The organism is Novosphingobium sp. FW305-C-111 (assembly GCF_058783565.1).
This window is the reverse complement of sequence record NZ_JBYSYP010000004.1, coordinates 1-20,849: the sequence shown is the minus strand read 5'-3', so window position 1 is coordinate 20,849 and position 20,849 is coordinate 1. Positions and strand designations below refer to the sequence as shown.

21 protein-coding genes and 1 pseudogene are annotated in these 20,849 nt (G+C 65.2%); 10 read left to right on the top strand and 12 right to left on the bottom strand.

The window, feature by feature from the left end; translation table 11 throughout:
- Positions 1-163: 163 nt before the first annotated feature.
- Positions 164-331 (bottom strand): hypothetical protein, encoded by a 168-nt coding sequence (locus tag AC3WLD_RS05800; protein WP_492555994.1) that lies wholly within the window; start codon positions 329-331, stop codon positions 164-166.
- A 142-nt stretch (positions 332-473) separates the two neighbouring features.
- Between AC3WLD_RS05800 and gshB the strand changes: the two genes are divergently transcribed.
- The 3 genes from gshB to AC3WLD_RS05785 all read left to right on the top strand — a co-directional run bounded on the left by gshB (position 474) and on the right by AC3WLD_RS05785 (position 2,363).
- Positions 474-1,421: a glutathione synthase gene (gene gshB, locus AC3WLD_RS05795; RefSeq protein WP_492555993.1), complete on the top strand. Its 948-nt coding sequence runs from the start codon at positions 474-476 to the stop codon at positions 1,419-1,421.
- A gap of 130 nt (positions 1,422-1,551) precedes the next feature.
- Positions 1,552-2,151, top strand: a complete 600-nt coding sequence (locus AC3WLD_RS05790; RefSeq protein WP_492555992.1) for a DedA family protein — start codon at positions 1,552-1,554, stop codon at positions 2,149-2,151.
- Between the two features lie 74 nt (positions 2,152-2,225).
- Entirely contained in the window at positions 2,226-2,363 is a 138-nt protein-coding gene (locus AC3WLD_RS05785) for a hypothetical protein (protein WP_492555991.1), read from the top strand.
- Here the strand turns inward: AC3WLD_RS05785 and accC are convergent, their stop codons facing one another.
- The 5 genes from accC to AC3WLD_RS05760 all read right to left on the bottom strand — a co-directional run bounded on the left by accC (position 2,364) and on the right by AC3WLD_RS05760 (position 6,072).
- Entirely contained in the window at positions 2,364-3,713 is a 1,350-nt protein-coding gene (gene accC, locus AC3WLD_RS05780; protein WP_492555990.1) for an acetyl-CoA carboxylase biotin carboxylase subunit, read from the bottom strand.
- Positions 3,714-3,726: 13 nt separating this feature from the next.
- The gene (gene accB, locus AC3WLD_RS05775; protein ID WP_492555989.1) at positions 3,727-4,203 is read right to left on the bottom strand and encodes an acetyl-CoA carboxylase biotin carboxyl carrier protein; all 477 of its coding nucleotides are present in this window, start codon (positions 4,201-4,203) and stop codon (positions 3,727-3,729) included.
- A gap of 307 nt (positions 4,204-4,510) precedes the next feature.
- Complete coding sequence (aroQ, locus tag AC3WLD_RS05770; RefSeq protein ID WP_492555988.1) at positions 4,511-4,951, bottom strand: type II 3-dehydroquinate dehydratase; 441 nt, start codon at positions 4,949-4,951, stop codon at positions 4,511-4,513.
- A gap of 58 nt (positions 4,952-5,009) precedes the next feature.
- Entirely contained in the window at positions 5,010-5,435 is a 426-nt protein-coding gene (locus AC3WLD_RS05765) for a hypothetical protein (RefSeq protein ID WP_492555987.1), read from the bottom strand.
- Between the two features lie 223 nt (positions 5,436-5,658).
- Positions 5,659-6,072: a holin family protein gene (locus AC3WLD_RS05760; RefSeq protein ID WP_492555986.1), complete on the bottom strand. Its 414-nt coding sequence runs from the start codon at positions 6,070-6,072 to the stop codon at positions 5,659-5,661.
- 284 nt (positions 6,073-6,356) lie between these two features.
- On the opposite strand from AC3WLD_RS05760, the gene AC3WLD_RS05755 reads away from it, so the two are divergent.
- Together AC3WLD_RS05755 and AC3WLD_RS05750 are read left to right on the top strand one after the other, a co-directional pair.
- On the top strand, positions 6,357-6,896 hold the full coding sequence (locus AC3WLD_RS05755; protein ID WP_492555985.1) for an AAA family ATPase: 540 nt from the start codon (positions 6,357-6,359) through the stop codon (positions 6,894-6,896).
- A gap of 19 nt (positions 6,897-6,915) precedes the next feature.
- The gene (locus tag AC3WLD_RS05750; RefSeq protein WP_492555984.1) at positions 6,916-9,186 is read left to right on the top strand and encodes a TonB-dependent receptor; all 2,271 of its coding nucleotides are present in this window, start codon (positions 6,916-6,918) and stop codon (positions 9,184-9,186) included.
- A gap of 56 nt (positions 9,187-9,242) precedes the next feature.
- Here the strand turns inward: AC3WLD_RS05750 and purU are convergent, their stop codons facing one another.
- The gene (gene purU, locus AC3WLD_RS05745) at positions 9,243-10,097 is read right to left on the bottom strand and encodes a formyltetrahydrofolate deformylase (protein WP_492555983.1); all 855 of its coding nucleotides are present in this window, start codon (positions 10,095-10,097) and stop codon (positions 9,243-9,245) included.
- Positions 10,098-10,950: 853 nt separating this feature from the next.
- Here purU and AC3WLD_RS05740 point away from each other — a divergent pair.
- A complete protein-coding gene (locus AC3WLD_RS05740) occupies positions 10,951-11,754 on the top strand; it encodes an enoyl-CoA hydratase/isomerase family protein (RefSeq protein WP_492555982.1) in 804 nt (267 codons plus the stop codon).
- 123 nt (positions 11,755-11,877) lie between these two features.
- Here the strand turns inward: AC3WLD_RS05740 and tnpC are convergent.
- The 5 genes and pseudogenes from tnpC to AC3WLD_RS05715 all read right to left on the bottom strand — a co-directional run bounded on the left by tnpC (position 11,878) and on the right by AC3WLD_RS05715 (position 16,463).
- A pseudogene (gene tnpC / locus AC3WLD_RS05735) lies at positions 11,878-13,370 on the bottom strand (IS66 family transposase).
- A gap of 61 nt (positions 13,371-13,431) precedes the next feature.
- Positions 13,432-13,779, bottom strand: a complete 348-nt coding sequence (gene tnpB, locus AC3WLD_RS05730; protein WP_492555981.1) for an IS66 family insertion sequence element accessory protein TnpB — start codon at positions 13,777-13,779, stop codon at positions 13,432-13,434.
- Positions 13,776-14,147, bottom strand: a complete 372-nt coding sequence (tnpA, locus tag AC3WLD_RS05725; RefSeq protein WP_492555980.1) for an IS66-like element accessory protein TnpA — start codon at positions 14,145-14,147, stop codon at positions 13,776-13,778. The genes tnpB and tnpA overlap by 4 nt, the downstream gene beginning before the upstream one ends.
- A 405-nt stretch (positions 14,148-14,552) precedes the next feature.
- The gene (locus AC3WLD_RS05720; RefSeq protein ID WP_492555979.1) at positions 14,553-15,521 is read right to left on the bottom strand and encodes an NAD(P)H-dependent flavin oxidoreductase; all 969 of its coding nucleotides are present in this window, start codon (positions 15,519-15,521) and stop codon (positions 14,553-14,555) included.
- 45 nt (positions 15,522-15,566) lie between these two features.
- Positions 15,567-16,463 carry a crotonase/enoyl-CoA hydratase family protein gene (locus tag AC3WLD_RS05715; protein WP_492555978.1) on the bottom strand — a complete coding sequence of 299 codons (897 nt, stop codon included), beginning with the start codon at positions 16,461-16,463 and terminating at the stop codon, positions 15,567-15,569.
- A 170-nt stretch (positions 16,464-16,633) separates the two neighbouring features.
- On the opposite strand from AC3WLD_RS05715, the gene AC3WLD_RS05710 reads away from it, so the two are divergent.
- The 4 genes from AC3WLD_RS05710 (at position 16,634) to AC3WLD_RS05695 (ending at position 20,826) form a co-directional block, all read left to right on the top strand.
- The gene (locus AC3WLD_RS05710; protein WP_492555977.1) at positions 16,634-17,419 is read left to right on the top strand and encodes an SDR family NAD(P)-dependent oxidoreductase; all 786 of its coding nucleotides are present in this window, start codon (positions 16,634-16,636) and stop codon (positions 17,417-17,419) included.
- A 10-nt stretch (positions 17,420-17,429) separates the two neighbouring features.
- Positions 17,430-18,602, top strand: coding sequence for a DUF1214 domain-containing protein (locus AC3WLD_RS05705; RefSeq protein ID WP_492555976.1), 1,173 nt, complete (start codon positions 17,430-17,432; stop codon positions 18,600-18,602).
- A gap of 114 nt (positions 18,603-18,716) precedes the next feature.
- Entirely contained in the window at positions 18,717-19,934 is a 1,218-nt protein-coding gene (locus AC3WLD_RS05700; RefSeq protein WP_492555975.1) for an amidohydrolase family protein, read from the top strand.
- Positions 19,935-20,139: 205 nt separating this feature from the next.
- On the top strand, positions 20,140-20,826 hold the full coding sequence (locus AC3WLD_RS05695) for a hypothetical protein (RefSeq protein WP_492555974.1): 687 nt from the start codon (positions 20,140-20,142) through the stop codon (positions 20,824-20,826).
- Positions 20,827-20,849 lie beyond the last annotated feature (23 nt).

Here is a 20,849-nt window from a genome sequence, read left to right as displayed (position 1 = left end):
CGACCTCCTCCAGGGCGTTGAATCGAGCGCAAGCCGTGAGGCGGCTCATTTCGCTCGCTTTCGGAGGAGAATCGAGGCGGGATGCTGGAGCCGAAGGCGTGCTTGCACAAACAAGTTCAGCATGACGAAAAATGGGAAGCGAGGTGAGTGACCCCAGGTATGCTCACCCGTGCGGTTTTTCCGCCTCGTGGTGGTCGCCGTGCTCGCCATCATGATGGTCACCGTCGGGATGCGTAGTCGGGTGCGGGGCAGGCGCGGGGGCCGGGTTGGCGATGGCCACGCCCGCGGCGGCGAGCGAGGCGGCGAGGGCAGCGGTCAAGGTCTTGCGCATAGGCTTGGTCTCCCGGAAGGGTTGCAGGTCTGCTGAAGTCGCCACGAGGATGGCCGCTTGAAACTGGTCGCAGCGTCGCCAATTTCGCTTTAAGGCCGCGCTTCCGGGCAATACCTGCCCCGCGCTAATCGGGACGTAACGAATGACCCTTCGCGTCGCGGTCCAGATGGACCCGCTTGCCTCCATCAACATCGCCGGGGATTCGAGCTTCGCGCTGATGCTCTCCGCGCAGGAGCGGGGGCACGAGCTGTTCCATTACGACGTCGGGGCATTGAGCCTCGATGAGCACGACCGGCTCATCGCCCACGCGCATCCGGTCACCGTCCAGCGGATCGAGGGCAACCATTACCAGACCGGCGAGCGCCGCCGACTCGACCTGGGGTGCGACATCGACGTCGTGCTGATGCGTCAGGACCCGCCGTTCCACATGGGCTACATCACCGCGACCCACCTGCTCGAGCGGATCGAGAAGGAGACGCTGGTCGTCAACAACCCGCGCAGCGTCCGCAATGCGCCGGAAAAGGTCATGGTGCTCGACTATCGCCGGTTCATGCCGCCGACGCTGGTCACCCGCTCGGCCAGCGAAGTCCGCGCCTTCCAGAAGAAGCACGGCGCGATCGTCATCAAGCCGATCCACGGCAACGGCGGCAAGGCGATCTTCCGGGTGAGCGAGGAGGGCGAGAACCTCGGCGCGCTGTTCGAGGTGTTCAACCAGACCTGGCCCGAGCCGCACATGGTCCAGGCCTTCCTCCCCGAGGTGGCGCAGGGCGACAAGCGCATCGTGCTGGTCGACGGCGAGGTTGCCGGGGCGATCAACCGCAAGCCGGGCGAGGGCGAATTCCGCTCCAACCTCGCGGTCGGTGGCTATGCCGAAAAGACCGAGCTGACCGATGCCGAACAGGAAATCTGCGCGGCGCTGGGGCCGGAGCTCAAGCGGCTGGGGCTGATCTTCGTCGGCATCGACGTGATCGGCGGGCGTCACCTGACGGAGATCAACGTCACGTCACCGACCGGCATTGTCGCGATAGACCGCTTCAACGGCACCGATACGCCGGGGATGATCTGGGACGCGATCGAGGGGCGTCTGTAGCAAAGCCGCGTCCCCGCAAAGGCGGGGACCTCGTGCCGCATACGGTCCGCCCGTTTGCCCGAGGCCCCCGCCTTCGCGGGGGAGCGAGGTTAATTGCAACCTCTCCAGCCCGAGAAGCGTTCCCCCACCCATGAACGACTGGATCTTCTACCTGATCGAAGGCGGCGGCTATTGGGGCATCGCGTTCCTGATGGTCATCGAGAACATTTTCCCGCCGATCCCGTCGGAGCTCATCATGGGTATCGGCGGCATCGCCGTCGCGCGCGGGCGGATGGACGTGGTGCCGCTGATGGTCGCCGGCACGGTCGGCTCGACGCTGGGCAACTACGCGTGGTTCCTGCTCGGGCGGGCGCTGGGATGGGAGCGGCTGAAGCCGTTCGTCGACCGCTGGGGCCGCTGGCTGACGATGGACTGGGAGGACGTCGCGAAGCTGGTGGTGTTCTTCCAGAAGCACGGCCAGTGGGTCGTCTTCGCGATGCGCTTCTCCCCGTTCATGCGCACCCTGATCTCGCTTCCGGCGGGCCTGGCGCGGATGGGGCACGTCAAGTTCCTCGCCTTCACCTTCGCCGGCGCGGCGATCTGGAACGCGGTGCTGGTGTGGGCGGGGTGGCACCTCGGCACGAACTTCGGCGAGCTGGAGAAATACACCGGCCCGGTGGCGCTGGTGGTTGTTGCGACGATCGGGGCGATTTACCTGTGGCGCGTGGTGCGGTGGCGGCCCAAGGGCTAACTCGATCACATCTTAGCGTCATCCAGGATCGAGCCCGGGATGACGTCAGTTGGTGAAGTGGCTAGCCTCGGCAGGTGGTCCAGGCAGCGTTCGAATGGCTCGCGACCCGGGTCTGGGAACGACATGGGCCGGTCTGGGGACTGATCACGATTTTCGCCTTGCTCGGCGCATTGGGAGCAGTGATCTACGCCGTTTTCAAGGCGATGATCTGATCACCCCTGCTGCCCCGCCAGCCATTCCTCCAGCCACTTGATCGTGTAGTCGCCGCTCAGGAAGTCCGGTTCCTTCAGCAGCTTCTGGTGCAAGGGAATCGAGGTCTTGACCCCGTCGATCACCATCTCCTCCAGCGCGCGCTTCAGGCGCATGATGCAGCCTTCGCGGGTGCGGCCGTAGACGATCAGCTTGGCGATCATGGAATCGTAGTACGGCGGCACCTTGTACCCGGCGTAAAGCCCCGAATCGACGCGGACGTGCATGCCGCCGGCGGCGTGGTAGCTCTTGATCAGGCCGGGTGAGGGCGCGAAGGTCTGCGGGTCCTCGGCGTTGATCCGGCACTCGATCGCGTGGCCGTGGAACTCGATGTCCTGCTGCTGGACCGAAAGCGGCTTGCCGTCGGCGATGCGGATCTGCTCGCGCACCAGGTCGACCCCGGTGATCGCCTCGGTCACCGGATGCTCGACCTGCAGACGGGTGTTCATTTCGATGAAGTAGAACTCGCCGTTTTCCCACAGGAATTCGATCGTGCCCGCGCCGCGATAGCCCATGTCGGCCATCGCGTTGGCGACGATCATGCCCATCCGCTCGCGCTCGGCATGGCCGATGACCGGGGAGGGTGCTTCTTCCAGCACCTTCTGGTGGCGGCGCTGGAGCGAGCAGTCGCGCTCGCCGAGGTGGATGGCGTTGCCGTTGCCGTCGCCGAAGATCTGGAACTCGATGTGGCGCGGGTTGCCGAGATACTTCTCGATATAGACGGTGGCGTCGCCGAATGCGGCCTTGGCCTCGCTGCCGGCCTGGCTCATCAGCGTTTCGAGCTGGTCGGGCGAGTTGCACACCTTCATGCCCCGCCCGCCGCCGCCGCTGGCCGCCTTGATGATGACCGGGTAGCCGATTTCCTCGGCGATCTTCGCCGCGACCGCCGGATCGCTGACCGCGCCGTCGGAGCCGGGGACCAGCGGCAGGCCGAGCGCGCCGGCGGTCCGCTTGGCCTCGACCTTGTCGCCCATCGTGCGGATATGCTCGGGCTTCGGGCCGATCCAGGTGATGTTGTGGGCCTCGACCACCTCGGCGAAGTGGGCGTTTTCGGAGAGGAATCCGTAGCCGGGATGGATCGCGTCGGCCCGGGTGATCTCGGCCGCGGAGATGATCGCCGCGACGTTGAGATAGCTGTCCCTGGCTGCCGGCGGGCCGATGCAGACCGCATGGTCGGCGAGGCGCACGTGCATCGCGTCGGCATCGGCGGTGGAGTGGACCGCGACCGTCTCGATGCCCATTTCGTGCGCCGCACGGTGGATGCGCAGCGCGATCTCGCCGCGGTTGGCGATCAGAATGCGGGAGATGCCCATGGCGTCGGCGCCCTCAGGCGATCACGACCAGCGGCTGGTCGTATTCGACCGGCTGCGCGTTCTCGACGAGGATCGCCTTGACCGTGCCCGCGGCGGTCGCGGTGATCGGGTTCATCACCTTCATCGCCTCGACGATGACCAGCGTGTCGCCCGGCTTGACCGCTTGCCCGACGCTGACGAACGGCGCGGCGCCCGGCTCGGCGGCGAGATAGACGGTGCCGACCATCGGGCTCTTCACTGCATTGGCGTGATCCTCGGCCGGGGCGGCTGGCGCGGCGGGCGCGGTCACCGCCGGAGCGGGCGCGGCAGGGGCAGCGGCGGGCACTGCGACGGAGACCGGGGCGGCGGCGGTGAGGGTGCGCGCGACGCGGATCCGGCGGTCGCTGTCCTCGACCTCGATTTCCGAAAGGCCGGTTTCGGCCAGCAGTTCGGCCAGTTCGCGGACCAGCTTGCTGTCGATCGCCATCTTGTCGGCGCGTTCGCTACCCATGTTCTTCCTCGCGGATGCCCTGTTTGGCGGTCGCTATGCGCAAGGGCAATGCGGCTGGCAAGGGGTGGCTGGCCCAATTGCGCCGATTCTCCCCAGCCCGAGCCGGTTCTGACAGCTCCTTTCGAAGGTACCGTCACCCTGAACTTGTTTCAGGGTCCACTCTCACCCCGCGCTGACGGGTGGTTGGAATATGCAAACCGGGAGGCGGCTCACTCGGCGCGCTCCAGAGGAGGCTCTAAGCGGGATGCTGAAACAAGTTCAGCATGACGATGCATTTTTGTGCGGGGCTCCGCTGGTGCGCGAGGCCTTACAGCCGAGCCGCGGCCTCCAGCGCAAGCAGGTAGCTGGTCTTGCCGAACCCGGCGATCGAGCCCTTGGCGGCCATGCCGACGTAGCTCTTGTGGCGAAACGCCTCGCGGGTGTGCGGGTTCGAGAGGTGGACCTCGATCACCGGAGTCCTGATCGACTTGATCGCATCGTGGAGCGCCACGCTGGTGTGGGTATAGGCCCCGGCGTTGAGCAGGACCGCCTTCGCGCCATCTGCCTGCGCCTCGTGCAGCCAGTCGACGAGGTGGCCCTCGTGGTTCGACTGGCGCATGTCGATCTCGAGCCCAAGCTCGCGGCCGCGGTCCTCGAGCATCCCGGCGATGTCGTCGAGCGTGTCGGTGCCGTAGATTTCCGGCTCGCGCAGGCCGAGCAGGTTGAGGTTCGGCCCGTTCAGCACGAACACGGTCTGGGCGGTGGTCATCGGCGGCTCCCCTGCGTCTCGCCCCGGTCCTTAGCCCGGCGCGGCGGGGTTGGCAAAGTCAGCCGCGGACGCGGACGTATTCGACGCGGTCGTCGGTCGGCTGGAGCGCCTCGGCCTGTTCGGGGCGAGGGACGTCGATCACCGCCGGCGGCTGCATCATCGGCACTTCGGGAGGCAAAGCGGCCTGCTGCGGCGGCTCGTTGGGTTCGGGATCGGCGTTGGTGTCGTCGATCGGATCCGTGTCGACCGGGCCGTCGTCGATGTCTTCCTGCGCCGGTTCTTCCGCCCCGGTCGGGCCGGGGTCCGGCTGCGACGGTGCGGAGGCGAGCTTGGCGGCCTGGGCCTGCGCGGCGGCGGCCTGCGTTTCCGCCTGCATCGCGCGGGCGCGCAGGGCCAGTTCCTCGTCGCTGGGTCCGCCGCAACCGGCGAGCAGCGCGGAAAGCACGGCAAGGCTGGCCACTGTCGCGGTGCGAAGGCTGGTCACCGGTTCAATTCCCCCTGGCCCGGACGGGCGCTCGACGTTCCACGCGCAATGCGTATCCGGCGGGACTAGCAGCCAAAAGTTACCCGATACTAACCAAGCAGGGGATTTTTGTGCGGGGAGGGGCGTGGAAGTCGCACGTCGTCCCGGACTTGCTCCGGGACCGCTGCGGAGCTTGGCGCGAGACCGCCAGCGGTCCCGGGTCGGGCCCGGGACGACGCGACTATTACCGGTCGCTGCCCTTGGCCTTGCCCCACTGCCGCGCGGCAGTGTAGCCGAGGTAGCCAGTGCCGAACAGCGCGTAGAGCGGCTCCGGAAGCCCACCCAGATAGGCGTTCATCCCCGCGGCGATGTCGCGCGCCGCCTCTGGCCGGAATGCCGCGACCAGGCCCATCGGCACGGCCCACAGGATGATCGCGTACATCACGTAGAGGAAGCTCGGCCGCGCCCGGCTGGTCCACGGGTCGGCGGAGTTGGCTTCGGCGACGATCGCGGAAAGCTGGGTCTGCAGCATCTCCATTTCCTGCGTTCCCTGCAGGCGGATCAGTTCGAGCTTGGCGCGGTCGCGCGCGTCCTTGTCGGGGATCACCTTGTCGATGATCGCGGCAAGCGGAGAGATCAGGGCTTCGAGGATGGGCATGGGAAGGTCTCCTTGGACAAGACGAAGGAGCCGGGGGAGGTAAACACACTTGGCGATGTAGGAAAATGGTTTCTGGGGCCAGGCAGGTGCGGGCCCGCAGTGGCAGCGGGGAAACGCTGGACAAGGCCGGGGCATGTGTTGAAACGTGGCCCGCATGCTTGGGTCTTGGGGGGCGGCAGGTTCATGGTCTTGTTCGTCGGGCTGGCCGCAGCGGCCCTGTTGGCAGCGTGCAGAGCGCCCGTCGGCAGGTCGCTGGCGCAAGACCCCGGCGTGATGACCGCTTCGTGAAGCGCGGGCCGCTGGCGCTGTTCACCGGTGGGGCGACCGGGGCGGGCAAATCCGTGCTGGCGGAGCGGGTGGCGGCGGTCGAACCGCTGGTCTCGCTGGACCTCGACCTTATCCAGGCCGCGCTGGTGCATTTGCGTCCACGCCGTTCACCCGGGAGCCTGCGACCGCTGGCCTTGCGCCTGCTCGATCGCTGGCAGGGGATCGCGATCGCGCGGCGTGCGCCGCTGCTGATCAACACCACCGCGGCGGATCTGCCGTTCGTGACCGCGCTGCGCGAGCGGCTCGTGCTCGCAGGCTATCGCCCGGCCATGGTGTTCGTCGTGGCCGGCGAAACGGAATGCCGCCACCGCAACCGCGCCCGCCCGCTTCCACGACCGGCCGAGGCCGAGCAGAGATTCCAGCAAATCCGCAACAACCTGCCTTCCCTGGAGAGCCAGTTTGACCATTTCCTTTGCGTCGAGAACCATGGAAGTCTTCCCGATTGGCACTCGGCGATCGAGCGCGTGGTGCTGCCATGGGTCCGCGAGCTGGCGTAACACGGCCGCGATCTGCGCCATGGCGGCGGCGCTCTTCGCGCTGCCGGGCAAGGTTCACGCGCAGGACGGGCCGGGCCCTCGCCCGGAGGGAACGAGCGACAGCGGGGCGATTATCGTCACCGCGCAGCGCCGCGAGCAGGCGCTTGGCGACGTCGCCATCAGTCTCTCCGTGGTCGATGCGCAAACCGCCGCCCGGCGCCAGTGGCGCACCAGCGAGGATATCGCGGCGCAAACGCCCGGTCTGGTCGCGACGTCGTTTTCCGGCAGCTCGTCGATCGGCCTGTTCGCGGTACGCGGCGTCGCCCAGAACGATTTCCTCGATCATCAGGAAGCGCCCGTCGCGATCTATGTGGACGAGGCCTATCGTCCCTTCACCGGCAGCGCGACCGTGCCGCTGTTCGATATCGAGCGCGTCGAGGTGCTGCGCGGGCCGCAGGGCACGTTGTTCGGGCGCAACGCGACCGGGGGCCTGGTCAACATCGTCACCCGCAAGCCCGCAGAGACATTCGATTTCGCCGCCGCGCTTCGCATCGAGGAATTCGGCGGTCGCCGAGTCGAACTGGCGACTGGGGGCGGCATCGCGCCGGGGGTGCAGGTCAGGATCGCGGGCGTGCGCGAGACGTCGGACGGATACTTCAAGGTGCCCCGCACGGCGACGCCCCGTCCCGCGGCCGCATTGTTCGGTGGGCTTGCCGCGCTGGCGCCGCTTCCGCCAGCCGGCAATCTGCGCAACCGCGACGAACAGGCCCTGCGTGTCAGCGTCGCTGCGCAGCCGGGCGCGGGCGTCGAGCTTGGCTACAGCCTGGAATGGGCAGAGGTGAACCGCGCCCGCAACGGCTACGATACGCTGGCCGCCCCCGCCGGGGTCATCGATCCCGCTGCGCAGGACTTCTATGGCACTCCGATCGACTTGCGCAGCAACGCCGAAAACCCCGATCTTGTCGGCTTCGTCGACAAGCGATCGGTGATCCACACGCTCAGGGCCGGATACCAGGCCAATGGCTGGCGCCTCGACCTGCTCGGCACCGCCGGGTCGCTGAAGAAGGACTACATCGAGGACGACGACGGCGGGCCCTTTGCCATCGGCCTGTTCGGAACCCGCCAGGACGCGGACTACCAGTCGGTCGAACTGCGCACGTCGGGAACAGGCGGGAATGCGCGCTGGACAGCGGGCGCAAGCTACCTCAACATCGACGGCGATTATCTCGCGGGGTTCCAGTTTCCCGCCTTTACCGGCGCCGCACCCGCGGGCGTCGTGGACGGTTTCGGGCTGGGATACGATGCACGCTACAGGCTGCGAACCCGGGCCTGGGCGGCGTTCGGCCAGTCGGATATCCCGCTCGGCGAGGCCCTCACGCTGGTCGCGGGGCTCAGGCTGACCCGCGAAAACCAGCGCTTCGACATCGCCGTGCAGTGCCTCGACGATCCCGCCATCGCTCCCGGTGGCTGCGCAGCCGTCGGGATCGCGCCGGGTTCACTGGCCGATGTTGGACCGACCCGGCTGACGCAGGCGCATACCCTGGCGAGCGGAAAGATCGGCCTCGAAGTTCGTCCGGCACCCGGCCGGCTGTACTGGATCGGCTACAATCGCGGGGTAAAGGGAGGCGGGTACAGCGTGCCGCTCGACGGATTGCAGGTCGCCAGCCGCCTGCCATACCGGCCCGAGACTTTGCATGCCTTCGAAGCCGGCGCCCGGCTCGGGTTTGGCCGGACGACGCTCAGCGCCTCTGGCTTCTACTACAGTTACCAGAACTACCAGGGCTACGTCATCGAGGGGCCGACCGTGGTGATCGGCAATTTCCCTGCGCGCATCCTGGGCGGCGAGATCGAGCTGTCCACGATCCTGCCGGGCCGGATAGAGGTGTCGTTCGGCGCGGCGGCGCTCGACGCGCGGGTCCGCAACGTCGAGACGTTGCCGGGAACGCGCAGCAGCCAACGGATGACGCTCGCCCCCGAACTGACCCTCAATGCCTCGGCCTCGCGCCGCTTCCGGCTCGGCAGCGACACGGTCCTGACCGTCATTGCCGACGGCAATTACCGCAGCGCTGTGTACTACAACACGATCAACTCGCCGCTAGTGCGCGGCGGGGGCTATGCGCTCGTCAACGCCCGGGCAGCGATCGGCTTCGAGACGGGCAGGGGCGAAATCGAGATCGCGGCGTTTGTCCGCAACATTACCGACGCACGCCCGGTCGGCTACAGCTTCGACCTGTCGCTGTTCTTCGGCAACGTGCTGCGCGTATTCGGCCCGCCGCGCACCGCAGGCGTGGAAGCGCGGGTCCGGTTCTGAGCAGTCGGCAGGGTCGGAGATGAGTGGGGCATCCGGGCGTATGCCGGACCCCCGCTTCAGCCTTTGAAGACGACAGTCCGATGGCCATTCATCAGCACGCGATCCTCGAGATGGTCGCCCACCGCAGAGGCCAGCACGCGCCGCTCGATGTCGCGGCCCTTGCTGACCAGAACTTCGGGTGTGTCTGCGTGCGTGATCGGTTCGACATCCTGGTGGATGATCGGGCCTTCGTCGAGGTCGGCGGTGACGTAATGTGCGGTGGCACCGATCATCTTCACGCCGCGGTCGAAGGCCTGATGGTAGGGCTTGGCCCCCTTGAAACCGGGCAGAAAGCTGTGGTGGATGTTGATGCAGCGACCCGAAAGGAAGGCGGCCAGATCGTCTGAAAGGATCTGCATGTAGCGGGCCAGGACCACCAGTTCGGTGCCGGTTTCCGTAATCACCTGCTTGATCTGCGCTTCCTGCTGCGGCTTCGTGTCCTTGGTGATCGGAAAGTGGTGGAACGGGATGTCACCGATCAGCGAGGTGGCCATAGCTTCGCGCGGATGGTTGGAGATGATCGCGGTGACCTCCATGTTCAGTTCGCCGATGCGGCAGCGATAGAGCAGGTCGGCAAGGCAATGGTCGAACTTCGAAACCAGGATCGCGACCTTGCGCGGTACGCTGTTGTCGCGGATCGACCATTCCATTGCATTCTCGCGGCCGATCGGCGCAAAGCTGGAACGCAGCGCGTCAATGTCCTGCCCCTCATCGCTCGTGAATACCACGCGCATGAAGAAACGATTGTTCATCGCATCGTTGAATTGCTGGGCGTCGACGATATTGCAGCCGAAATCGACAAGAAAACTTGCAACCACAGCCACCAGACCGCGGCGATCATCGCACTGCAGACGGAGCGTATAGGTTTTCACGGGATTCCCTCCAATCCGCTTGCATTCGGCCCGGGGCTGCTTTGTTGACCGATCCCGGCAGTGTCAATCTCGAAGCGCGCTGACCAGGCTGGCCCTGCCAGCCTGACCAGGCTGGCCCTGCCAGAGCACGGTGGAGGAGGCCTTCTCTGCACCGGAAGCCACCCGGGATGGTGCCAAGAGAAGGATAGATTGGTCGGGACGAGAGGATTCGAACCTCCGACCCCCACACCCCCAGCCGCATTGTCGTGATCCAAGAATTTGACATATACGACTGAAAACCATAGATAAAATAAGTCTCTATTCCCTTCTCAGAGAAGAGAGTGCTTGCGAGAATGGTGCATTTGTTCTTACTATGTTCCTCCTCGTTTCGCCGTTTTGCACCACCAGCGCACCACCAGAATCCTATCTCAGAAGGCTCCGAGCATGCGCGTCGCACTTACACGAGACTTCGTAAAAAAGCTCGAGGCCACGGGCAAGCCTGAGGACTATCGGGACACCCGGCTCAAGGGGCTGGTGCTAAGGGTTCTGCCGAGCGGCGTGAAATCCTGGTATTGCGAATATGCACGAGGAAAGCGTGTCTGGCTTGGCCGGGCCGACGCGGTGGGGTATGGCGCATCCACGCGGTTATGTCGCTAAGGCAAACCTTCTTGTCAGATACCACTTGTCGATTTTGCCCAAATCTGCCGATTGCCGAAAGGTGTGGGCTGCCGTTTGGCACAGGGCACCCATTGCCCGGCGCGTATTGCCCATGCGATGAATCACTGTGTTTGCGAGGTCCGACATTGTCCGTCGGGACCGTAGAGATAGACCGGTTGACTGTGCACCCAGCTTAGCAGCTCGTCGGAGACCAAGTATGAATGTCAGCGGGGATGGGGAAGGTCTCAGGATTGAGATCGAGAGCGGCGTCGCAGCGCTCACGCTCGACATGCCTTCAACCCGCAATGCCTTCGGCAGCGAGGTCGCAGCCGAGTTCACGCAGTTCTTCAAGGATGCGAACACCCGACAAGATGTGCGATCCATCCTGATCCGGAGCACCGGCGATCGCGACTTCTGCCTTGGCGGAGCTGCCAGCAGAAATCCGACTGAGCCCCCGCGGACCACGATTGATTATCGCTTCGTGTCGACGCCCCATATTGAGATGTTCAAGGCCATGTGGGAGCTCGAACGCCCCGTGGTGAGCCAAGTACAGGGGACGGTCGCCGGCGTTGGCTGGCTGCTGGCATTACTGGCGGATATGGTCGTCGCCGCCAGGGGAAGCCGCTGGACCCATGTTTTTGTCAGGCGCGGAATGATCCCGCACGCGGGCGACTCGTTTTACCTGCCTCGGATCATCCCACTGCACCGGCTCAATGAGATTGCTCTGCTTGGGGACACTGTAACGGCGGAAACGCTCAGCGAATGGGGCCTGATTAATCGCTTGGTCGACCGCGAGCGGCTTTCCGAGACTGCGACGGATCTCGCGCGGCGCTTAGCCGAGCAGCCGACGCGCGGGCTTGGCCTTGCGAAGCAACATTACCGCCGTTCGCTCGAAGTGGACTGGGCCACTATGCTACGGGAGGAAATGGCTGGACAGGCCCTGCTAACCACCTCCGCAGATCGCAACGAAATCATCGCCGCTTCGGCTGAAGCTCGCAAACCACAGCTGACCGGAGACTGAGAGACAGGCAAACCCTTCGACTCGCTCCCCATCTTGGTCAGGCCCACTCGTTCACCGCGGGCCCGGTGACTTGTTAGGTTTCGCCTACCTGGGCCGCGCTGTAAGCGTCCGGTGAGTGGGTTCTCAGGCTGACTTGTAGTTCCAAGGTAGCAGTTCGCTGATGCGTCGAGCTGGGTGATCGGCGATGCGAGCGATGGTGTCGCGCAGCCAAGCTTCGGGATCGACCTTGTTGAGCTTGGCGATCTCGATCAGGCTGAAGATGGCGGCGGCGCGATGTCCGCCCTGGTCGGAACCCGCGAACAGCCAGTTCTTCCGGCCTACGGCGACGCCACGCAACGCGCGCTCGGCGGCGTTGTTGTCGATCTCGAGGCGGCCATCGTCGACGTAGCGGACGAGCGCGGGCCAGCGCCCCATGGCGTAGCGGATGGCGACCGCGAGGTCCGAGCGCCGCGACAGCTTGGGCAGCGTAGCATCGAGCCAGGTCCGGAATGACGACAGCAGCGGTCCGGCCCTGGCCTGCCGCTCGCATCGTCGCTCATCGGGCGGACGGCCACGAACATCGTCTTCGATCGCGTAGAGCCCGGCGATGCGACCAAGCGCCTCGTGCGCAGTGGCCGAGCCGGTGGCGGCGTGGACGTCGAAGAACTTGCGCCTGACGTGTGCCCAACAGGCCACCTCGGCGATCCTCGAACCGTAGAGCCGGTCGAACCCGGCATAGCCGTCGGCGTGGAGATCACCGGTGAACGTGCGCAAGTGCCCGGCGGGCCGATCACCGCGGCGGTCGGGGCATAACGGAACAGCACCGCTGGTGGCGCAGCACCATCATGACCGCGCTCGTCGCGGACGTAGGTCCACAGCCGGCCGGTCCTGGTGCGACCGGTGCCCGGGGCGAGAACCGGAACCGGGGTGTCGTCGGCATGGAGCGTAGCGCCACCCATGACATGGCGCTCGAGCGGTTCGAGCAGCGTGGCCGATCGCCCGACCCAGTCAGCCAGCGTCGAGCGGGCAAGATCGATGCCCTGACGTGCGTAGATCCCGGACTGGCGGTACAGCGGGAGATGATCGGCGTACTTGCTGACCAGGACATGCGCGAGCAGCCCAGCGCCCGGCCGACCGCGCTCGATGGGCATCGACGGCAAGGGTGCCTGGACGATGCGCTCGCAGGTCCGGCAGCTGAAGCGTGGACGCACGTGGCGGATGACGCGGAAGCTCGCCGGAACATAGTCGAGTTGCTCGGTGACGTCGGACCCGATCTTGCGCAGCGCACCGCCGCAATCGGGACAGGCGCAGGCGGGTTCGTGGATCACCTCCTCACGTGGGAGATGATCGGGCAGCGGCTGGCGAAAGGGCTTGTTCGCCTCCCGCATCCTTGCCAGCGCCGGAGCGGCCACAGCAGCGACATCAGCCTCGATCTCTTCGAGCCCCAGCTCGAGCTGATCGGCCTGGTGCGCGAGCCGCTCCGACGAGGCCCCGAACTGCATCCGCCGCAGCTTGGCGAGCTGCATCCGGAGCCGCTCGATCAGCAGATCGCGCTGGCCCAGTTCGGCCTGCGCGGCGACCAGCATCGCCTTCAAGACATCGATATCGTCAGGGAGAAGATCGGCGCCGTGCGACATGGCCGCTTATACCAGAGGCAGGCTACCGTCGCATGCAAAAAGCACGTAAAACAGCCGTTCTCTACCACGCCAGCGACGGTTGCGCGGTGCGGATCGGGTGCCGCCACTCGACCCCTTCGAGCAGCATCGACAGCTGTGCGGCGGTGAGCACTGCGACGCCTTCGGCTGTCGCGGGCCAGGTGAAGCGGCCGCGTTCGAGCCGCTTGGCGAGCAGGCATAGACCCTGTCCGTCCCACCACAGCAGCTTTACCAGATCGCCGCGTTTGCCGCGGAACGCATAGACCGCGCCACCGAACGGATCGTGCTTCAGCCGGTGCTGGACCAGCGCAGCCAAACCGTCGAAGCCCTTGCGCATATCGGTGAAGCCTGCAGCGAGATAGACCCGGACTCCGGCTGGCAGGCCGATCACGTCAGCACGGCAAGCACGGCCTTGAGCACGCGTGCGTCGATCGGTGGGGCGAGCCGAACCCGATGGCCGCTCGCCAGGACAACCTCGACCGCGCCCGAGCCCAAGGCCTCCGGTACAGCCGCACACGGACCCGCAACTTCAACCGGCACGAAACCGGTCGGCGACGACAGAGCCCGTCCGGTTCCGATCAGCGTCCTGCGCCACCGGTAGATCAGCGAACCGCACACCCCGTGCCGACGGCCGACCTCGGCCACCGTCGCGCCCGGCATCATCGCTTCCGATACGATCCGCGCCTTGTCGTCATCGCTAAACCGCCGTCGCGACACGCCCGGCGCAGCGTCCACAAACTCGATGATCCGCGTAGCCATAGTGCCGCACCAGTGCCTGCCACAGTGCTACACCTGTGGCTTGCACCTCACGCCAACCGCAAGGCGGGGACCACCGGACGGTTACGCCGCGCTTCCGATCGTGCCACTTGGCGGGTTTCCGACCTCGCTGGTCGACTGGCGACGGTAATGACTGGATACGTCTGCGAAATTCTCTGTCTGAGGTTGCCTTAAGGCCTGAGGTCGTGAAGCTGGATGGGTGGTCGCAAACACCATTGCGAGGAACGCGCCTGCGATTTCATACGCTCTCCTCCCCCGCCAACTTCCATTCCCAATGGCTGCCTTTGCGGGCGGAGACAAATCAAGTCTGAATCCGGGCGCGGCTGATGACTTCGCACGCTGAGGGCCAAGGTCGGCGGGAAGCCGCCTACCCCCAACCCGGTGTGCTCAGTTCGCCAGTCGGGCACGCACGGCTTCGGCTTGTTGCATGATGTTGGCGACGAGATCCGCGCAAGTCGGGATGTCGTGGATCAAGGCCTGGCTTTGTCCGCTAGTCCAGATTCCGCCGTCGAGGTCGCCGTCGCGAAGCACGTTGTCGCGACCACGGGCGCCCGCCATGAGTTCCTTCACATCCTCGAAGGGGCGGTTTGGGTCTTGCTGAATCGCCGCGACCTGTTCGGAGATAACATTGCGGGCAACGCGCGCGGTGTTACGCAGGATTCGGCCCACCAGCACGGTGTCGAGCTCGGTGTTTTCGACGATCTTCTGCTTCACGTTCGGGTGGATCTGCGCTTCCTGCGTCGCACAGAACCGCGTCCCCATGTTGACCGCATCAGCGCCCAGGGCGAGCGCCGCTACCAGACTGCGCCCATCGGCCATGCCGCCCGAGGCGATAATCGGCACGTCGGGCAGGGCATCGACAGTCGCGGGCAGCAGAACGACCAGGCCGACATCGTCCTCGCCCGGATGGCCGGCGCATTCGAAACCATCGATGCTGATGATATCTACACCCTTGCGTACCGCCGAGACCGCGTGGCGCACGCTCGTGCACTTGTGAATGACCTTGACCCCGGTCTCCTTGAAGCGAGGCAAGTGATCGGTCGGTGCGCGGCCGGCGGTCTCGACGATTTTGACACCGCTGGCGATGATCGCCTCGCGGTACTCGTCGTAGGGGATTGGGTTGATCGAGGGCAGCAACGTGAGATTGATGCCGAACGGCTTGTCGGTCAGCGACCTCGTCTTCTCGATCTCGGCCAGCAGCGCCTCGCCCGACGGGAACATGTGCGCGGTGATGAAGCCCAGCGCGCCGGCATTGGCGACGGCCGCCACCAACTCGCCATAGCCGACCCCGGTCATGCCGCCCATCAGGATCGGCGTCTCGATGCCGAACATCTCAGTGATCTTCGTCTTGATCATATCAAATCATCTCTTTTGCGCGATTGGCCGGACCAACCAGTGTTGTTACCGGACCCGCACAAATCCATCACCAAATGGCTCGTCTCGGTTCTTGAGCGCTTCTTTTAGGCCGTGTTCTGCCATGTCCGATTTGAACCGAGTTCGGCGAGGGCCGCTCGCGAGGTGCGCGCGCGCGTCCATCTCCGCCGCAAGCCGCTGGATCGTATTCGCACCCATCTGTTCCAGGGCCAGATTGACAATCCGCTTGTGCGCCGCGAGCAGTTCCTGATCGACCGCCGCAATCCGGCGGGCGAGCGCATCCACTGCGGCGTCCAGCTCCTCCGCCGGCCAGGATTCGAGGGCTAGCCCGACCTTGACTGCATCGGTGCCACTCATCTTGTCTCCGGTGAAGAGCATCCGCTTCGCCCACTGCGGCCCGCAGTGGTAAATCCACATATGCGCCGGAGGTGACCCATTGGCGCGCGTAGCAGGAAAGCCGAACCGGGCATCGTCGGCCACGATCACGAGGTCGCAGGAGAGGGCGATGTCCGTGCCGCCGGCGAGGCAATTGCCGTGTACCTTTGCGATCACGGGCTTGTGGATCGCAGGGATCACGAGCGCGTGCTCCTGCGTGCGCTCCATCGAGAAGCAGTCATCGTCGAAACGCTGGCCGGCCTGGCGGTACTGGTAGTTGCCGATCTCGGTCTTCTCGCCACGCCCCTCGTAAGCCTGTTCGAGGTCGTACCCGGCGCAGAAGTCTTTGCCCGCACCGCACAGCACGATGGCGTTCACGTCCATACGGTCGTCCGCCTCGAGCAGTGCCTCGCGCATTTCGCGCAGCATGGGCGCATTCAGCGAATTCCGCTTGGCGGGGCGATTGAAGGTGATCGTGGCAACGGCGTCTGTCACGTCGAAGAGCAGGTGCTGCGGCTCATAGAGCCATTTGCCGCGATATTCCATCATGGGATCTCCTCTCACCCTTCGCAGGCGAATGCAGCGACATTGCCGCGCCGGGCGGGGAGAGGAAAGCGCCCGCAGGGCTGATCGCATGCTTGATGCCATCGTCCCCGTGCGGGGACTGCGCGCCGCGCCGTGGCATGAGAAGCATCGCCACGGTTTGAAGGAGCGCCTCGGTGGGCAGGCTGGACGGCAAGGTCGAGATCGTCATGGGCGCCACGCGCCACGGCAACATGGGCCAAGCGATCGCCCGTCTGTACCTGGAAGAGGGTGCGAAGGTCGTCGTCTCGGGACGGTCGACCGACGGGCTAGCGGGTTTCGCTGCGGAGACCGGGGCGACGGCCTTGCCCGCCGACGTTTCGAACCGGGCCGCGGTCTTCGCGCTCTTCGAAGCGGCGCAGCAGGCGTTCGGTCAGGTGGACATCGCCGTCAACGCCGTCGCGACGGGCCAGTACGGCCCGTTCGAGGCGATGACCGAGTCCGAGATCGACGAGATGCTGGCGATCATCTTCAAGGGCGGCATCTGGTTCATGCAGGCCGCCGTCGGTGCGCGGCGGGCGGCCGGCGGCGGGGCGATCGTCAACGTGTCCTCGGCCGTCGCGGACATCATGTTCGAGAACCACGTGGCGTACATGGGCGCCAAGGCCGGGCTCAACCACATGACGCGCGCGGTCGCCAACGAGTTTGGCAAGGACGGTATCCGCGCCAACATCCTGTCACCCGGGCTCACCGAAACTCAGATGCTCGGCGGCAATTTCACGCCGGCGATGATCGGGGCCTTCGCCCGCGAATATCCCCTGGGCCGGATCACCACGGTCGAGGACGTGGCGAATGCCGCAGTGTTCATGGCTGGCGACGAGTGCTTCATGACCGGGCAGACCTTCCACGTCACCGGCGGATTGACCCTCAGGCGCAATCCCACCGCCGCGGAAATCATGGCAGCGGCAACCGTCCAGAGCTGAAGGAGCTAACGTGGAAAACTGGAGCGACTACGTCGATCTGCTCAAGCCGGCGGGGGACATCTTTGGCAGCGGTACCGCGCCGGTCGACGAGGCGCTGCGCGCGAACCAGTACCGGCAGTTCGCGATGAACCTGTCCCAGGGCTACATGCTGATTTTACAGACCGATCCTCGGTACCCCGAATGGGTCCCCTTCGAAAACTCGACTTTCCTGCTGCAGCCCAATCCCGACGCAGTCTATTACTATACGGCGGTGGACGGCGCAGGCACCTACCGCGTGACGGGGGAGCGCGGCACTGCCCCGGTCGTCGGCTTTGCGGTTGGCAACCGCATAATCGGCATGGCCGAAACCTTCGGCAAAGGCTTCGGAAACTACGACCTCGATGACCTGACGGTCGCACCCGACGGCTCATTCGAGGTGCTGTTCAGCGCCGAACGGCCTGCGGACTGGAGCGGCGACTGGCTGCGGCTCGATCCCGAGGCGGACTTTATCATGGTGAGGCAGTTCTCCTACGACTGGGGCCGCGAGGCCGACCTGCGCCTAGCGATCGAGCGCTTAGACCCGCAACCGGCCAAGGAGCCTGCCAGCCCCGAGGACGTTGATCGGCAACTGCGACAGTTGTTCGGGACCTATGTCCGGCGCCTCTCGCAGATCGGCATCGGCGCCGTGAAGGCAGCGCACGACAAAGGGTTGGTCAACGCCTGCGGACTGACAACCTTCCAGGATCTCGGTAACGGCCAGGACTGGCCCCAAGCCTACTACGAGGCGGTCTTCGACATCGGCCCGGACGAGGCGCTCGTGCTCGAGACCGAGCTGCCTGAAGCCCGGCCCTACTGGAACGTCCAAGTGATCGACGGGCTGTGGAACCAGATGGAGGTGCTCTACCGCCAGACCAGCCTCAATGGCCATACCGCGCGGATCGACAGCGACGGCCGCTTCCGCGCGGTGCTGGCGCACGAGGATCCGGGCTATGCCAACTGGCTCGACACCTGCGGGCGCGGCTACGGGATGATGATCGGGCGGTGGTATCGCTGCAGCAGTCTGCCCACGCCGGAAATCAAGCGGATGAAGCTGGCGGATGTGGAAAGCTATCTCGGCGGGCGCAGCGCGCGGATTACATCGGAAGAGCGTTCGGCCATCATGCGGGATCGGCTGATCGGCGGACAGCTGCGTCGGCGTTGGTAGCACTCGCGCATACGATCGCACCTGCGATCTCTCAGTGTCTCGCGCCGCAATTTCTCCCACGCAGATCCGGGCAGGCGTATCAGCTCGGGTAACGTAGCACCACAGGAGGCAATCATGGCGACCGCTCCCGACGTTCAGCCCACCAAGGTCTATGGCGGTCCGATCTTCGATTGCGACAGCCACATCCACGAGCGCAATTACGACTTCATGCGCAAGTACCTGCCGGCTGAGCTGCATGCCCAATGGCTGCCGGCGCGCAAGGTCGGACCAGATGGGCGCTTTGGGCTGCATATCGGCGATCGCATGGTCGAGAACGCAGAGGCGAACGCGGAAGGACTGGTGCCGCCGCCCGGTCGTCTCAAGGAGTGGCTGCGGGCCATGAAGGAGGGCAAGTCCAATGTCGAGGGCTGGTCGCAGCCGACCGAGGACATGATGGCTCCGGCCGCGCGCCTGAAGAAACTCGACGAATTCGGTGTCGAGGGATGCATCCTGTTCGTCGGCGAGTTCGTCTCGACTTTCGGCTACTATCCGCAGGACGCAACCGGGAACGCGGTCCTGCATGCCTATAACGAATACGTGAACGCCGAGTGGGGCTTCGCCTACGAGAACCGCATCTTCACCACCGGCCTTCTCAGCCTGTGGGATCTTGAAAGCTCGATCGCCGAGGCAAAGTGGCTGGTCGAGAAGGGCGTGCGCGTGGTGTGCATGCCGATGGGGCCGGCGGGGGGCAAGTCGCCGGCGGATCCGTACTTTGATCCGGTGTGGAAGATCCTTGACGATGCGCACGTGGCGGTGACCTTCCACGTCTCCGAGGCCAACTTCATGCACCCGTTGATCCGCGAATTCGGTGAAACGCCGCTTCAGTCGCGCCGCACCGGGCAAACGGCGTGGCAATGGATGTTCTGCTACTCCGAGTTGCCGGTGCAGATCACCCTGGCCAACATCATCTACCACAACTTCTTCGCGCGATTCCCCAACATTCGCATCGCCAGCGTGGAGAACGGCGCCAACTGGGTGCCGGGCTTCCTGGAGAAGATGGACAAGATGCGCGGAATGGCGAAGAACGGCTACTGGCCGTGCGGGCAACTTGCAGAACGCCCGAGCAGGATCTTCAAGCGCCACTGCTTCGCCGTCGCATATCCGGAAGACGACGTGAAGGGCATCGTCGACAAGATCGGCACCTCGGAATGTATCCTGATGGGGTCCGACTATCCGCACGCGGAAGGCGTGCCCGAGCCGCGTGACTTCTACACCGAGGCACTGACCGAGCTTCCCGACACGGATGCACGGGCGATCATGTACGATAACGGCAAGCGGTTCGTGCGCGTCTGAGCGGGAGATCGGCAGGCAGCGCAGCGCGAGGTTCGCCCGGGGCGCACAGCACATCGCCACCAGATGCCCGGTCTGTAAGTCCGCGCAAGGCGGGTTGCCGGATCAGCCCTGCGATCGTCGTCTTCGCAGGCTCACCATCACGCGAATGGCTGCTCAAACCTGTGTTGGACCGCATCTCAGGTGACCGGCTGGAGGAGTAACGCAGATGTCCGGCATTCCCGAATGGATCGAGACCGACGACTACTTCCTGTCGTCTCGCAACCCTATCGCCACTGCCGACCAGCTTGACCTCCAGCGCACCGCCCTGCGGTTACTGGAGAGAGACGACGTGAAGGCAGCGATCCGCCAGGCGCGGTTTCTCTGGGCGACCGTGTCGGAGACGGCCAGCGACCAGGCGAAAGAGCTGCTCGACGATTTCATACAGGAATATGCTCTCAACTACGTCCAGAAGGCCTGTAACAGCGATCCCGAGCATCCGCGTGTATTCCAGAACTGGATGATCGCGCACGAGTGGTCTGGCATTTCGATGCCCTCCGCGCGAATCGGCGGGGACAATCCGGACAATGGCTATCGCCTCATCCCCGTCGAACATGGCGGCACCTACCGGATCGATGGTCAACGGCTGGGGCAGGGTCCGGCGGACGTGACCTGGACGATCGTCGCCAACCCCGGCACCTCGATCACGCTGGCGAGCATCGACAACGAGGACCTGGTGGTGGACTCCGACGGACGCTTCACCGTGACCGTGGATGACCAGCCGGCGAATGGCCGGCCCAACCATCTCCAGACCCAACGCGACGCGCTTTTCCTGTTCGTTCGCGATGCGCTTGGCGACTGGGACTGTGGATCGGCGTGCAAAAAGGACCCCGTTAGCGGGGTGATCGGCGTCTAAAAGGGACCCCTCATTTCGATGGT